The 14,593-nt window shown below is 63.2% G+C and carries 14 protein-coding genes; 4 read left to right on the top strand and 10 right to left on the bottom strand.

Annotated elements, in window-relative coordinates; translation table 11 throughout:
• Positions 1–39: 39 nt before the first annotated feature.
• Complete coding sequence (locus tag JQ641_RS22570; protein ID WP_211998103.1) at positions 40–858, bottom strand: penicillin-binding transpeptidase domain-containing protein; 819 nt, start codon at positions 856–858, stop codon at positions 40–42.
• Between the two features lie 167 nt (positions 859–1,025).
• On the opposite strand from JQ641_RS22570, the gene JQ641_RS22565 reads away from it, so the two are divergent.
• Entirely contained in the window at positions 1,026–2,138 is a 1,113-nt protein-coding gene (locus JQ641_RS22565; RefSeq protein WP_211998102.1) for a hypothetical protein, read from the top strand.
• A gap of 18 nt (positions 2,139–2,156) precedes the next feature.
• Here the strand turns inward: JQ641_RS22565 and JQ641_RS22560 are convergent, their stop codons facing one another.
• The 3 genes from JQ641_RS22560 to JQ641_RS22550 all read right to left on the bottom strand — a co-directional run bounded on the left by JQ641_RS22560 (position 2,157) and on the right by JQ641_RS22550 (position 4,846).
• Positions 2,157–2,423, bottom strand: coding sequence for an EscU/YscU/HrcU family type III secretion system export apparatus switch protein (locus tag JQ641_RS22560; RefSeq protein WP_192733834.1), 267 nt, complete (start codon positions 2,421–2,423; stop codon positions 2,157–2,159).
• On the bottom strand, positions 2,420–4,000 hold the full coding sequence (fliK, locus tag JQ641_RS22555) for a flagellar hook-length control protein FliK (RefSeq protein ID WP_211998101.1): 1,581 nt from the start codon (positions 3,998–4,000) through the stop codon (positions 2,420–2,422). Before fliK ends, JQ641_RS22560 begins: the two co-directional genes overlap by 4 nt.
• 69 nt (positions 4,001–4,069) lie before the next feature.
• Positions 4,070–4,846 (bottom strand): ATP12 family chaperone protein, encoded by a 777-nt coding sequence (locus tag JQ641_RS22550; protein WP_211998100.1) that lies wholly within the window; start codon positions 4,844–4,846, stop codon positions 4,070–4,072.
• Between the two features lie 147 nt (positions 4,847–4,993).
• On the opposite strand from JQ641_RS22550, the gene JQ641_RS22545 reads away from it, so the two are divergent.
• Positions 4,994–5,449: a hypothetical protein gene (locus tag JQ641_RS22545; protein WP_249150606.1), complete on the top strand. Its 456-nt coding sequence runs from the start codon at positions 4,994–4,996 to the stop codon at positions 5,447–5,449.
• A 4-nt stretch (positions 5,450–5,453) separates the two neighbouring features.
• Here JQ641_RS22545 and JQ641_RS22540 read toward each other — a convergent pair whose 3' ends face one another.
• Together JQ641_RS22540 and JQ641_RS22535 are read right to left on the bottom strand one after the other, a co-directional pair.
• Positions 5,454–6,620, bottom strand: coding sequence for an amidohydrolase family protein (locus JQ641_RS22540; RefSeq protein WP_211998099.1), 1,167 nt, complete (start codon positions 6,618–6,620; stop codon positions 5,454–5,456).
• Positions 6,621–6,814: 194 nt separating this feature from the next.
• Positions 6,815–8,014, bottom strand: coding sequence for an RluA family pseudouridine synthase (locus tag JQ641_RS22535; protein WP_211998098.1), 1,200 nt, complete (start codon positions 8,012–8,014; stop codon positions 6,815–6,817).
• Between the two features lie 276 nt (positions 8,015–8,290).
• Between JQ641_RS22535 and JQ641_RS22530 the strand changes: the two genes are divergently transcribed.
• Positions 8,291–9,217, top strand: coding sequence for an alpha/beta hydrolase (locus JQ641_RS22530; protein ID WP_249150618.1), 927 nt, complete (start codon positions 8,291–8,293; stop codon positions 9,215–9,217).
• Between the two features lie 6 nt (positions 9,218–9,223).
• Here JQ641_RS22530 and JQ641_RS22525 read toward each other — a convergent pair whose 3' ends face one another.
• The 4 genes from JQ641_RS22525 to JQ641_RS22510 form a co-directional block, all read right to left on the bottom strand.
• Positions 9,224–9,823, bottom strand: a complete 600-nt coding sequence (locus tag JQ641_RS22525; RefSeq protein ID WP_349628603.1) for a tetratricopeptide repeat protein — start codon at positions 9,821–9,823, stop codon at positions 9,224–9,226.
• Positions 9,824–9,930: 107 nt separating this feature from the next.
• Positions 9,931–11,274 (bottom strand): replication-associated recombination protein A, encoded by a 1,344-nt coding sequence (locus tag JQ641_RS22520; protein WP_211998096.1) that lies wholly within the window; start codon positions 11,272–11,274, stop codon positions 9,931–9,933.
• Positions 11,271–12,662, bottom strand: a complete 1,392-nt coding sequence (locus tag JQ641_RS22515) for a DegQ family serine endoprotease (RefSeq protein ID WP_211998095.1) — start codon at positions 12,660–12,662, stop codon at positions 11,271–11,273. Before JQ641_RS22515 ends, JQ641_RS22520 begins: the two co-directional genes overlap by 4 nt.
• A gap of 74 nt (positions 12,663–12,736) precedes the next feature.
• Positions 12,737–13,114 (bottom strand): winged helix-turn-helix transcriptional regulator, encoded by a 378-nt coding sequence (locus tag JQ641_RS22510; protein ID WP_211998094.1) that lies wholly within the window; start codon positions 13,112–13,114, stop codon positions 12,737–12,739.
• 119 nt (positions 13,115–13,233) lie between these two features.
• On the opposite strand from JQ641_RS22510, the gene JQ641_RS22505 reads away from it, so the two are divergent.
• Complete coding sequence (locus JQ641_RS22505; RefSeq protein WP_211998093.1) at positions 13,234–14,247, top strand: zinc-binding alcohol dehydrogenase family protein; 1,014 nt, start codon at positions 13,234–13,236, stop codon at positions 14,245–14,247.
• Positions 14,248–14,593: the final 346 nt, after the last annotated feature.

Raw genomic sequence — 14,593 nt, 5'->3', positions numbered from 1 at the left:
TTGCTTCGCTGCGCTCGCAATGACGATGGGGCAAGTCCTTCAAATCGCGACAATGTCCGTGAGGCATTGCTGCGTCACCGTCATGCGCGCGGCGATGTGGGCGGGCTCCTTGCAGTCCATGTTCATCGCGAACACGGTTTGCATGTTGCCCTTCTCGGCCCAGCCGACCATCCAGCCCAGGGGCGGCTTGCCCTGCTCGGCGCCGAGCAAACCGCTCTTGGCGCGGATGGTGGCGTCGCCGACTTTCGTTACGGGGAGGATGTCGCGCACCAGCTCCTGGCTGCGCTTGCCGACCGGCAGCACGCCGCGCCGCAGCCGGTCGACGAAATCGATCTGCTGGACGGGATCGATGCGCAGATTTCCGGTCAGCCAGAACTGATCGATGCCGCCGCCGATGTCGCGGTTGCCATACTCGAACAGGTCGAGATATTTCTGCATCCGCTCTGAGCCGATGCGCCGGGCGATCTCCTGATAGACCGGCACTGCGGAGACCGCGATCGCCGAGCGCAACGTGTGGTCAGTATTCCAGGCCTCGATGCTGCGGGTCACCCCGTCCCACTTGAAGATATCCTTGTCCGGGTCCTCGACCACGCCGGTCTCCAGCGCGATCAGCGAATTCGGAATCTTGAAGGTGGAAGCCGGCAGCTTGTCCTCGCCGGAGCGGACCTTGTCGCTGGCGATCATCAGATAATCGTCGACCTTGTAGCCGACGAAGGTGCCGACCGTTCCCAGGCTGAAGAACCGCTTTGCCAGATCGTCGCGAAATTCGCTGCGCTGATAAGAGACATTGGCGAAACCGCGCGAAGGCAAAAGGCTCGCGGCGGCAACAAGTCCGAGCGCATGGCGGCGATTGATCACGGGGGATGTCCGAAACGATTGTGGGGAGCGGCGGAGAATGCGGATGGCATCGTGGTAAAACGATGACAATCGGGATGCCAGATTTGTAACGGATTCCCGAGCAGAATCGTCAAGATTGCGGCGCAAATCTAGTACTATCTCTGCGAATAGCCTTATGGAGCCCCGCCTTGCGGAAACTGGTCCTGCTTTCCGTTATCGCATGCCTTGCCAGCGGTTCCGCGGCCGCCGACGCGCCATTTGTGCTCCATGCGGCCCCGCCCGATTACGTTGTCACGATGGCCTGGAATTCCCATGGCAAGACTGGCCAGCGGACCGTGACCCATCATGGCAATTGGACCCACGTCGGCGGCGCCGGATATTTCTCTGGCAGCGGCGATGAGAGCATAATGGTCTTCGCTGCGGTCGGTTTCGCTTCATTCGAGCGTGGTCGCACGGAACGCCGCTACTACGACTACGAACCTCGCAACACCGGGGAACGACAGACGCATCTCGGTGAAAGCTGCACCGTGTGGGACGTACGGCGAACCAAACGGGAGCGCGCCGGATTCGAACTCACCCATCTGAGTTGCGTCACCGACGACGGCATTGAGCTGTGGTGGAAGGACGTTAACGGGACAAACGAAGTGTCAAGCTCAGCTGAAGCGACCAGCGTCGTGCGCCGGCCGGTCAAGCCGGAAGACGTGCGGCCCTCGCGCAAACTTCTGACAGTGAATTGGTGGGACCAGACTCCACCGTCGCTGGCGACGCAGGCAACTCCCGATCATGAGACGGTCATGGAGCTTTCGGACGGTTCCGCCAAGGCGGAAAAATCGATCCGCACCACGCGCCGCCGTGGCCCCTGGCAATATCTGGAGGAAAAGGTCGACCATTTCCGCCGCAGCCTCAGGATCACGCACGATTCTCGTCGCATCTATGTGCACTATAGGCATGATGAAGGCCGTCCGCATGAGCGGCTCGAACTCGTAAGGTACGAGCCGACACCAACGGAATCCTCCACGCAGACATCCACGCAGGCGAACTCGATGGAGCCAATAGATCGGGGCAGTTCCGAAACGGTCCTCGGTGAAACCTGCCGCTGGTTCGACATGATGCCCGGCATGATGGATGCGGGCCACCTTGCTTGTCTGACCAACGATGGCATCAAGCTGAAAGAGAGGTTATTCAGCAGAGGCAGCGATCGAAGCTGGACCGCGATCCGTCTGACGCGGCGTCCGATCGGCATCGACGAGATAAAGCCGCCAGCCGAACTGCTCGATCCGCAGCGCTGGGGCATCGAATAACGGCGAACGAGCGCGAAGCTACCGAATTCGCCCCGACAGCCGCAGCACGAAGATCAGCACTTCGGCGACCGCCTTGTAGAGCTCTTCCGGAATTTCGTCACCGATCTCGACATGCGACAGCGCGCCCGCCAGCACCTCGTTCTCTTCGATCGGGATGTCGTGGGCCTTGGCGAGTTCGATGATCTTGGCGCCGATGGTGCCCTTGCCCTTGGCGACGACGCGCGGCGCGCCTTTTTTGTCGTAGTGCAGCGCGACCGCGAGCTGATTTCGGACCTCGACGCTCATAGCGCGCGGTCCAGGAAATGCCCGGCTTTGGCGGGGGCGGCCTGCGGCGGCGCGCCTTCGCAGATCACGATCTCGCCGGGCTGCAGTTCGGCCCTGGTGAGCGCCTGGCTCAAATCCGCAGCACCGGCGCGCAGCTGCGCGGCGGTGGCCGGCCGCTCCGCCCACATCCGCACCGAAGTTTTTTCGCCGACCAGCGACACCAGCGCATGGATCGGACCTGTCGGCTCGACATCGAGCGAAAACCGCGCCCGCCACACCCGCTTGGCGGCCTCGGCCTCGCTGGCGCTGCCGTCGCGGGCAATCTCGAACTGCGCCATCGCGGTGCCCTGCGGCGTCACGAACGGGATTTCGAAATTCCAGCGCGGCGTCGTCGCGTCGACCTTCGGCCCTGTAACATCGATGCGGTCCGGCAGCGAGGCGACTTGCAGCAGGGTCTGCCGCGCAATCGCCGCATCCGTGTCGTCGAGCAGATGATGCGCTGTGGTGGCAAGCGGCGCGTCTGGCGCGAGCGAAGGCAACGCGACCGGCTGCGCCGTCGGCGACGCGCCGCGAAACGGCGGCGGCGGCGTATTGGTGTGAACGGTGACGTCGTCGCCGCCAGCCGCCTTCGACAGTGTTGCCGATCGCGCGGGAGTGCCGAGCTGCTGCAGCGCCTCCTGCAGCAGGTTCATGGTCGCGCCCGCGCTCGGGCCGGAATTGAGGGCCTGGGCGAGCGCGCCCTGCAGGCCACCGCGCGTTTGCGCAATCTCCTGAGCCACAGGCAGCCGCGCCTGCGGCAGCAGGATTTCGTGGACGTCGAGATCGGGAGCCACAGAAGGTACCAGGCCGGGGGCGGCATTCGACAAACCGGCCTGGGCCGGCGCCGCCTTCGTGGCCACCGCAGCATCCCCGCCGAGCGCCGATTGCAACGTCTGTCGCAGCACGATCAGCGCGGCCTTGAGATCGGGCGCGCCTGACGAAGGCACCGCGCCCGAGGCCAGCGACGCCTCGAGGAAAATTCCGGATTTCTGGAACGCGGTCTTGATGTCGCCGCCGTCGAGATTCTGGTCGAGGCTGGTCTGTTGCGCCAATACCTGCGCGATGGCCTGCTGCAGTTTCGGGGGCAGATTGGCGGATGATACCGCGGCGCCGAGATTGGCGAATAAAGGCGCGAGACTGTCCTGCTCGGTCGCCGCACTCTGCGCCGCGACCGACACCGCCGCGCGTTCCAGCGGCGTCAGCACGTTTTTGGAGGGGGCTACGATTGTCGGGCGGTTGGCCGCCGCGTCGACCAGCGCCTGCGGCGACAGCGTGACGGCATCACCGGCCGCGCCGCCCTGCCCGACCAGTGCAAGCCTGATCCCGTCCTTGGTCTGCGATACCGCCAGCTGCAGCGACTGCCCCGCCTGCAGCGGAATTTCGGTGGCGACATCGATGGAGAGAGCCGCGATGGCGATCCGCACCAGATTGGCGTCGAGAACCTTCAGGACCTGCGCATTGACCACACTGCCCTGCGCCAGCACGAGCTCGGGCGCCACGCCGCCAACCTCTTGGGCGGCAAGCACCGGAAGCACTGAGTTGTTGATAGAGATCGCCATATCAGAGGTCTCGGCCAGGGCATCAGGCTACCCCGGCGTCGTAAACCTCTCGTTAACCGAGCACCCGATTCAAGGCTTCAGGGCCTTCAGAATGGTGACCGCGGCGGTGAAATCGACCAGCCGGGCTGCCCTGCGGGCCGCGACCTCCTCGTCGAGGCCCCATTTTTCGATATTCCAGTCCTCATCGACATGGGCGGCGGCCCAGACCTCGTCGGCGTTGCGCACGCCGTGGAATAGCGCCAGCGCCAGCAGCGCCGAGCCCGTCAGCGTCGTCACCACATGTAGAGCCGCGATCGACCAGGGATCGGTCGGGAATACCGCGCGCGCCGCCTGGATTGCGGGCTCCGGCTGGGCGACGTGCACGATTCCCTGGGCCAGCATGAAATGGGCGCCGAGTTCATTGGCGGCCCAGAACACGACGGGATCCCAATGCGCGGCTTCCTTGGCGACCAACGCTTCGGGATGGCCGGCGCGGTAGAACAGCAAATCGGTGCCGAGATATTTCGCGACGTCGTCGGCAACCGCGTCGACACGATCGACGACTCCTTCGCCGACGCTGTTGGCGAAGCGCGTCAACGGCATCGTCAGGGGGTTGATGGTCTCGACCTGCGCATTCCATTCCGCCGCGATCGCCTCCGCAATATCAGCGTTGGGCGCGACGACATGGCGGCCGGAGGGCGTACGGATCGGTTTGCCGTCGAGCGTGACGGTAAAGCCGCCATCCGCCTCGCCGACACCGGCGCTGGTGTAAAAGCGCTTGCGCTGTGGCACGCGCGTCGCGCGCCGCACCGCCTCTTCGGGGTCGAACGGAGACTGGCCGGCCACTTCATCGAATAATTCACGCATCCGCGCCTTATAGCGCCTTTGGACGAAATGGACACCGGTTCAGCGGAGAAAACACGCCAATTCCAGCCAGCGCAAAGGCTTTCGCCTGATGTCATTTACCGGCAAAATAGGCTTGGTGAAACCAGGATAAGGCCCGAGACAGAGCCCATGAAAGCCGTGAAATTCCTTGCTGCGATCCTGATTTCGACGGCTGTTCTCGCCGCCCTGCCCGCGCAAGCCGGGTTCCGCACGCCGGAATCGCTGGTCCGCAATGTCTACGCCTATTACGGCAAGGGCTCGTCAGACCTCTCGAAGGGATTGCCGCGCAGCGCCGAGATCGCGGAACAGTTTTTCGACCGCAGTCTGCGAAGCGCGTGGATCGCCCCGCGCGAGGCGCCGTACGATTTCATGGTGCAGAGCCCGAGCTGGAAAATCGGCCCGGTCTCGACAAAAATCCTGCGCACGGAATTGGGCAAGACCTATGTCACCGCCAGCTTCAACAATAACGGCCGCGCCGTCACGCTGAATTTTGTCGCCGTCAAGGCGCCTGACGGCTGGGTGATTTCGGATATTGAAAGTCCGCAAGATTCACTGCGGCTGTTTCTCACGCAGTTCAAGCGATGAGCCTTCACGGCTTACGATAGATCACCTGCCCCGCACGAATTGTGTAGGCGACTTTTGCGAGATTGCTGACGTCAGCCAAGGGGTCGCCGTCCAAGACCACGAGATCGGCGTCAAAGCCCTTTTCAACCCTGCCCTTCTTCGCGGCCTTGAAATATCTGGCCGGGTTCGTCGTCAGCGTGGCCAGCACTTCCTTTTCCGAAAGCGCCCGGCGCATCAGTTCGTATTCGACCGACGTGTCATAGATCGTGGTGAAGCCGACATCGGTGCCGAACAGAATGGCGCCACCATTGCCTGAAAACGCCTTGATCTGCTGGACACCGGAATCGACCAGGCGCGCAGCCAAAGCGGGACCACCGATGGTTTTCGCAAAGAGAGAAAGCGTCGGGATCAACGCAATGCCCTGCGCTTTGAATTTCGCGAGCTGCTCGGGGCTGTAGCCCGGCTGGCCCGGAATGATGTGCGCCAGCACATCGACGCCAGCCTCGATCACCGTCTCCATTCCAGTTTTGTTTTGCGGATGCGCGAATACCGGCTTGCCTTGCGCATGCGCCACATCAACCGCGGCTTTTGCGATCGACACTTCCATATTTATCACGGGCTTGTCGCCCATATAAACGCCGGTGAACAGCTTCATGCCGTCGAGGCCCATTCCCAGGTAAACGCGCGTCATCTGCGTGGCTTCCTCCGGCGTGGCGGCCTCGGGAAGTTGCAGTTCGGGCGGCAGATAGGCGGGATGGCCGCCCTTCGGAAAAATGTTGCCGGCGAAGAAGATGCTCGGGCCCAGCACTTCACCGGCGCTGATGCGCTTGCGGATTGGCAGCGTGTCTCGCGGATCGGAACCGAGATCCCATACGGTGGTGAAACCCCATTTCGTCAGCATCTCCTGCATATGGTCCTGCAGCGACGCCGCCGGCGCGGTGCTTGCGTTTTTCCATACGTTTTGCGTGAAGTGGACGTGGCTGTTCCAAAAACCGGCAACGACGGTCTTGCCGGTGCAATCAATCACGCGCGCATCCGGCGGGACTTGCACTTCGTTGCGGCTGCCGATCGCGGTGATGATACCGTCTGTCGTTACAACCACCGCATCAACGAGCGGCGCGGCGTCGGGCGATGCGTAGACGCGGCCACCCGCGAGCGCGAGTGTTTCCGCCCCGGCTGGTGCGCTGAGCAAGGCAGCTTCACCCAGAAGAAAACAGAAAAACGCAGCGCGGAGCCAAGTCGCAGTCATAGGCCGATCCCTTGTTCACGATGGCAGCCTGGTGCCAAAACAAACCGGACCGGGCGATAGCTGATTAGCACGCCCTCGATTTGATCGTTCTTGCGCTCCCGGAAAATTGATAGCGGCGCATGGACGGATCGGACGCCCTACTCCTCCGGCGCGTTCTCGATCGGATCGAAGCGGTCGGCCTCGAGGCCGAGCAGGTTCCAGGACTGCAGCATGTGCGGCGGCAGGGGCGCGGTCGCGTCGATCACGCCGCCACGCGGATGCGGGATCACGATCCGGCGCGCCAGGAGATGCAGGCGGTTCTGGATGCCGCCCGGCAGATCCCAGTTTTCCTTGTTGAAGTATTTGGGATCGCCGACGATGGCATGGTCGATATGCGCCATATGCGCGCGCAATTGATGGGTGCGCCCGGTCACCGGCTTCAGCGACACCCAGGCGAGTTTTTGCGCCGAGGTCTCGACCACGGCGTAATAGGTCACCGCGTGGCTGGCGCCTTCGTCGCCATGCTTGGCGATCCGCATGATGGTGTCGTCCTCACTCTCTTCCTTGGCGAGATAGGTCGAGATGCGGCCCTGCTTCGGCTTCGGTACGCCCGCCACCATTGCCCAGTAGATTTTCCGCGCCGAGCGATGGCGGAACGAGCCGGTCAGCGCGGTGGCGGCAAAGCGCGTCTTCGCGATCAACAAACAGCCCGACGTTTCGCGGTCCAGCCGGTGCACCAGTCTTGGTTTTTGTCCCTTGGCGTCGCGCATCACTTCGAGCATGTCGTCGACATTGCGCGTGATGCCGGAGCCGCCCTGCACCGCAAGCCCCGCGGGCTTGTTCAGCACCATGACGTCGGCGTCCTCGAACAGGATCATGTCCTTGAGCGCCTGCAGCGTCTTGGTCGCGGCTTCCGAGAGCGTGCCGCCGACCTTCGGCGTATCGAGCTTGAGCGGCGGAATCCGGATGCTCTGCCCCTCCTCGATCCGGTCCTTGCTGTCGGCGCGCTTGCCGTTGACGCGCAGCTCGCCTTTGCGGACGATGCGCTGGATGTGGGAGAACGACAGGCCCGGGAAACGTGCCTCGAGGAAGCGATCGACGCGCATGTTGTTCTCATCCGCGGTCACGACCACGGTCTGGACCTTGGTCGGCAGCGGCGGCGGCTCGGCGACCACTTTCTCCGGCTCTGGAACATAGGGCGCCGGTTTCGGCGCGCGGGACGCCGCGGCCGCAAAACGCGCCGGCGGCTTGCCGCCCGGACGATGAGCCGGCCGCTCGGCTTTCGAGCCCCGATAGGGACGCGCGCCCTTGGGGCGGTCGCCCGCCGGGCGGAGAGGTTTTTTGACGCGACGGCTCATGATTTGGCTGGCTCCGGATAAGGCCGTTGCCTAGCGCAAAAGCAGCGAATCGTCACGGTGAATCGGCCTGTTTCGGCGAATGTCGGAGCAAAACCCGGCCGATCCGGGTTCAATTTCCGCTGCATTTGGCCTCGCGCCAAATCCACCTGATAGTGGTGTGGCGGGTCGCGTGCGGAAGCTTGTCCGCCTGGTCGGCGGCCAGACAGCCAGCGGCCGGATCATGGTTTGGAAGCAAACGGGAGTTGCGGGATGAAATCGACGACATGGGCCGTGAAGATGTTCCTGGCCGTGACCGCAGCCATCTGGGCGGGTTCAGCCCCCGCACAGCAGCCGGCGATGTCCGAAGATCTGGCGTGGAAGCTGCTGGAGCTCGGGCGCACCATCGACCCGCCCAAGACCGCCGCGCTCTACGCGCCAATGCAGCAAAAGGAGCCCTACGAGGGCATCAAGACCGAGCGCGACGTCAAATACGGCCCGGCGGATCGGCATCTGCTCGACGTGTTTACGCCGGACACCAATTCATCCGCCCGACCGGTGCTGATCTTCATCCACGGCGGCGGCTTCGTTGCCGGCAACAAGCGCAATCCCGGCAGCCCCTTTTACGACAACATCATGCTGTGGGCGGTGAAGAACGGCTTCGTCGGCGTCAACGCCACCTACCGCCTGGCGCCGCAATTCGTGTATCCGGCCAGCGCCGAAGACCTTGCGTCGGTGGTGCAATGGGTGAGCGAGAAAATCCGCGAGCGTGGCGGCGATCCGGCGCGTATCTTCCTGATGGGGCAATCCGCGGGCGCGGTGCATGTCGCCAACTACGTATCGCATCCCGAGCTTCACAAGGTGAAGGGCGGCGGGCTTGCGGGCGCAATCATGGTCTCCGGCATCTACGACCTGACGGCATCGCCGGTCGGCGACGCCGAGATCACCTATTTCGGTTCCGATCCCTCGCGCTATGCCGAACGATCTTCGCTGCGAGGCTTGCTGGAAACAAAAATACCATTGATGGCCACTGCCGCCGAACTCGATCCACCGCGCTTCATCGAGCAATACGAATTGCTGAAACAGGCCACCTGCAAAAGCGCCGAGGGGTGCGCGCGCACCTTCATGCTGCCGCAGCACAGCCACATGTCGGAGGTCTACGCGATCAACACGTCAGATACGCGGCTGACCGACGAAATTCTGGAATTTGTGAAGACGGGGAAGTGATGGATCTCACTTGCACTGCGCGTCATTCCTCAACTTGTTGAGATCGACGGCCGCATTGGACGACGGACGCTGTTTCATCGCCACATCAGCCGCCGCGCAGGCGGCGTCGCGGTCGCCATTTTGCAGGCGGGCGTGGGCGAGATTGATCCAGGCGTCGCCGAAGTCCGGCGTGTCCTTGACCGCCTGCTCCAGCACCGGCTGCGCCTCCTTCGGACGCTTGGCGACCAGCAGCACCCGCCCGTAGTCAGCATTCAACATCTTCAACGGATTGGGCTGCTTCTGCGCAATCCGGAACAGCTCTTCGGCGTATTCGAGATCCTTGAAGCGGATTTGCGCTATCGCCGCCAGGCCGTGATAGACGACGCTCTGTTCGGGAGCCACGAGATAGGCCTGGTTGAATCGCAGTGCAGCTTCGGGGTACTTGCCCGATCCAAGCGCCCGCCAACCACGCTTGACCACTTCGTCGAGGGCCTTCTCTTTGGTCCCGGCTGCCTGCACCAGTGCCTTGACGAACTTGTCGTCCTCCTCCCGTTGCGCCGCGGTCTTGGCTTCAAAGCCAAAGAACGGCTGTTCCTTGCTCGGGGCCGCATAGGTACGCTTCGTCACCTGTATCCCCGGTGCAACTTCCACGGTGTCAGCCGACGCGGAATGCGCAAACCCCACCGCAAGAAGCGCGCACCCGAAAGCGAACAAGCCACGGCACATCAGACCCATCATTCAGCACTTCCCCCGCCGCGCTCGCGCCGCAGCTTCGCCCAATAATCCAGCCGCTTGCGGATTTCGCGCTCGAAGCCGCGGTCGGGCGGATCATAAAATGTCTGGCGTCCCAGCGCTTCCGGGAAATAGTCCTGGCCGGAAAACGCATCGGGCACATCGTGGTCGTATTCGTAACCGGAACCGTAGCCTTCCGACTTCATCAGCTTGGTCGGCGAGTTGAGAATGTGTTTTGGCGGCAGCAGCGAACCGCCCTCCTTCGCCGTGCGCATCGCGGCGCCAAAGGCCTTGTAGGCGGCGTTCGATTTCGGCGCAGTGGCCAGATAGATCACGGCCTGCGCAATCGCCAGTTCGCCCTCGGGATGGCCGAGGAAATCATAGGCATCCTTCGCGGCGTTGCAGATCACCAGCGCCTGCGGATCGGCAAGGCCAATGTCCTCCACCGCCATGCGCACCACCCGTCGCGCCAGAAACAGCGGATCCTCGCCGGCATCCATCATGCGCGCGAGATAATACAGCGCCGCATCCGGATCGGAGCCGCGCACCGCCTTATGCAGCGCCGAGATCAAATTGTAGTGGCCGTCGGCGGATTTGTCGTAGATCGGTGCGCGGCGCTGCAGGATGTCCTGCAATTTCTCGGCGTTGAAGACTTCGCCCTTGCGCGCGGCGCGCCAGACTTCTTCGGCCAGCGTCAGCGCGGCGCGGCCGTCGCCGTCGGCCATCCGCACCAGCACGGCGCGGGCCTCGGCATCGAGCGGCAGCTTCTTGCCTTCGATCTTTTCGGCATGGGCGTAGAGCTGTTCCACCGCCCCAGGATCGAGCGAATGAAACACCAGCACGCGCGCTCGCGAGAGAAGCGCCGCGTTGAGTTCGAACGACGGGTTTTCGGTGGTGGCGCCGACCAGCACCACGGTGCCGTCTTCCATCACGGGCAGAAACGAATCCTGCTGCGCGCGGTTGAAGCGATGCACCTCGTCGACGAACAGCAGCGTGCCCTTGCCGGTCTCGCGGCGGGCGCGCGCGGCATCGAACACTTTCTTCAGATCGGCGACGCCGGAAAAAACCGCGGAGATCTGTTCGAAATGCAGTTCGGTGGCATCGGCAAGCAGCCGCGCCACGGTGGTCTTGCCGGTGCCGGGTGGCCCCCAAAACACCAGCGAGCCCAGCGTGCGCGTTTCCAGCATCCGCGTCAGCGCGCCGTCGGGGCCGAGGATGTGATCCTGGCCGACGACATCGGACAGCGACTGCGGGCGCAGCCGGTCCGGCAGCGGACGTGGCGCGTCCTGCTCCATCCCTGCCGCGGCAAAGAGGTTGGCAGCTTCGCGTGGCTGCTTCGGGCTCATCCGCCGAGCGTCACGTTGATCTGCTGGCCGCCGCGCACCACCGTGATGCGCCAGATCCGTGCCGAGGTCTTTGACGCCTTGTCGAGATCGCTGGTCTTGGCGATCTTCTGGCTATTGACCGCGAGGATGATGTCGCCCTTCTGGAAGCCGACGCCGGCGGCCGTTCCGCCATCGGCGAGATCGATCACGACGACGCCTTCGGTCGAAGCGTCGAGCCGCAGCTCATCAGCCACCGCCGGCGAGATGTTGGCGACCTTCGCGCCCTGGAACGGCGAGCGCGCGGTCAGCACGATCTCATCGCGATTGGTATCGGGCGCAGTTTCCAATGGCACCGTCAGCTTCACGGTCTTGCCGGCGCGCTGCACGTCGATCTGCGCCGAACCACCCAATGGACGGGTGGCGAAGCGATAGTCGAACGCGTTGGGATCGTCGATCACCTGTCCGTCGATCGAGGTAATCAGGTCGGACAGTTTCAGTCCGGCGCGCGCTGCCGGGCTGTTCGCCGCGACGTTAGCGACCAGCGCACCGGTCGGCGATTTGAGCCCCAGCGTCTCCGCGATCTCGGGCGTCACCGCCTGCAACCTGGCGCCGAGATACGGGCGCTTCACCGCCTTGCCGCCGCTCTTGGCGGAGGCCACGACCACGCGCACCATGTTGGCGGGAATCGCAAAGCCGATGCCCTGCGAGCCGCCGGAGCGCGAGAAAATCGCGGTGTTGATGCCGGCAAGCTTGCCGGTCATGTCGACCAGCGCGCCGCCGGAATTGCCGGGGTTGATCGCGGCATCGGTCTGAATGAAGAACTGGTAGTCGGTGATGCCTACTTGCGTGCGCGCCAGCGCCGAGATGATGCCTTGCGTCACGGTCTGGCCGACGCCAAAGGGATTGCCGATCGCGAGCACGACGTCGCCGACCAGCAATTCATCGGAATTGGCAAAGTCGATCGTCGTGAACTTCTCCTTGGAGTCCTTGATGCGCAGCACGGCGAGATCGGTGCGGCTGTCTTTCAGCACGATCTCGGCTTCGAATTCGCGCTTGTCGGCCAGCGATATCTTGACCTGATCGGCGCCCTCGATGACGTGGTTGTTGGTGACGACGAGACCGGAGGCGTCGACCATCACGCCCGAACCCAGCGAACGCTGCATCTGCTCGGGCTGCTGGCCGGGTACGCCGAAGAAGCGGCGGAAGATCGGATCGTCCAGCAAGGGATTGCGGTTCTGCACGGTCTTGGCGGCATAGACGTTGACCACCGCCGGCTGCACCCGCTGCACGATCGGCGCAAAGGATAGCCGCAGCTCGGCTCCCGACGACGGCACGCGGCGGTCCTGCGCCAGCGCCGGCGTGGCAACGATCGCGGAAACCAGTAGCAGGGCAAGAGAGGGAATCAACATGCAGGAAATCCCGTAATTTGGTGCGTCAGATATAGATGCGGGGCGGCAACGAGAGAAGACAAAGCGGTACACAACTACGCTGCGCGATCAGGCGTTTCGATGGTTTCCGACGCAGGTCCACAGGACAGCCGGTCCCGATGGCTCTCCCCCCACGCCTTCAGCGTATCGATCACGGGGCGCAGGCTCTCGCCGAGCTCCGAGAGGGTATACTCGACCCGCGGCGGCACCTCGGCATAGACCTTGCGGACCACCAGTTTGTCATCCTCCAGCGCGCGCAGCTGCTTGGTCAGCATGCGCTGGGTAATGCCGGGCATCCGCCGCCGCAACTCCCCAAATCGCTGGGTACCGGCCTGCAGATGGAACAGGATCACGCCCTTCCACTTGCCGTCGATCAGATCGAGGGTGGCTTCCACCGAGCAGCCGGGCCGATGAGCAAAATTCCGCCTTTTCATGCGTTATTTTCCAATAGTATCCAAACAGGGACTAGTTCCCCGATTTTACAGTACTTGCCAAATTGACGCCAGCGCGACAGGTAGGCTCAATCGCACAGAACTGACAGGAGACAACAGCCATGAAGGCCGTCGGATACCAAAAATCGCTCCCGATCGAGGACGCGAATTCGCTGATCGATTTCGAGACCGCCAAGCCGGAGCCGAAAGGCCGCGACGTCCGCGTCGCCGTGAAGGCGATCTCGGCCAATCCGGTCGATTACAAGGTGCGCAAGCGCGCCGCGCCGACCGAAGGCGAGACCAAGATTTTGGGCTATGACGCGGCCGGTGTCGTTGATGCGGTCGGGCCTGACGTGACGCTGTTCAGGCCAGGCGATGAAGTGTTCTACGCCGGCTCGATCCTGCGCCAGGGCACCAACTCGGAATTCCATCTGGTCGACGAACGCATCGTCGGCAAGAAGCCGAAATCGCTCTCCTACGCGCAGGCCGCAGCGCTACCACTGACCTCGATCACCGCCTGGGAGTTGTTGTTCGACCGGCTCGGCGCGGTGCCGGGCAAGAGCGTCGATCCGCGTACGCTGTTGATTACCGGCGGCGCCGGGGGCGTCGGCTCGATCCTGATCCAGCTCGCACGCCGCCTCACCGGCCTCACCGTGGTTGCCACCGCGACCCGGCCGGAGTCGAAAAAGTGGTGCCTCGATCTCGGCGCGCATGCCGTGATCGATCACGGCAAGCCGATGAAGGAGCAAATCGAGCAGCTGAAAGTGCCGCCGGTTGGCCTCGTCGCCAGCCTCACTTACACCGATCAGCACTACAAGGGAATCGCCGACCTGATGGCGCCGCAGGGAAAGTTCGGCCTGATCGACGATCCCCCGGAATTCACCATGAGCGCGTTCAAGGGCAAGGCGATCTCGGTGCACTGGGAATCGATGTTCACGCGCTCGTCGTTCCAGACGCCGGACATGATCGCACAGCATATGCTGCTGAACGACGTTGCCGACCTCATCGACAAGGGCGTGCTGCGCACCACGCTCGACCAGACCTTTGGCAGCATCAACGCCGCCAACCTCAAACGCGCGCATGCGCTTCTGGAGAGCGGCAAGTCGCGCGGCAAGATCGTGCTGGAAGGTTGGTAGTTCGAGATTGCGTAGGGTGGGCAAAGGCGCACCAGCGCCGTGCCCACCATCTATCCGAACCGTTGTCGTGAATGGTGGGCACGCCGCCGCCCTCGCTCTTCGAGCTACACCGGACAAGTCGCTTTGCCCGCCCTACGAACTTTGGGCGGCTACCCTGTCATTTCGCACCTGCGACAGAATGTAATTTCACGGAGCGTTGAGTTCCAATGCCCGAAGAAATCGACGATCCTCGCCAAGGCGGTGGATCGGCCGCGCTGAACAAACGTTCATCAATATTAAATCCGCGCGCAAACTCACTGGAAGTCCTTGGGTAAGCAACGAACTTCGACCTAGAATGTTTGGATTG

The sequence above is a fragment of the Bradyrhizobium sp. JYMT SZCCT0180 genome (genome assembly GCF_018130165.1).
In the GTDB taxonomy this organism is placed as follows: Bacteria; Pseudomonadota; Alphaproteobacteria; order Rhizobiales; family Xanthobacteraceae; genus Bradyrhizobium.
This window is presented reverse-complemented; position numbering and strand designations above follow the sequence as displayed.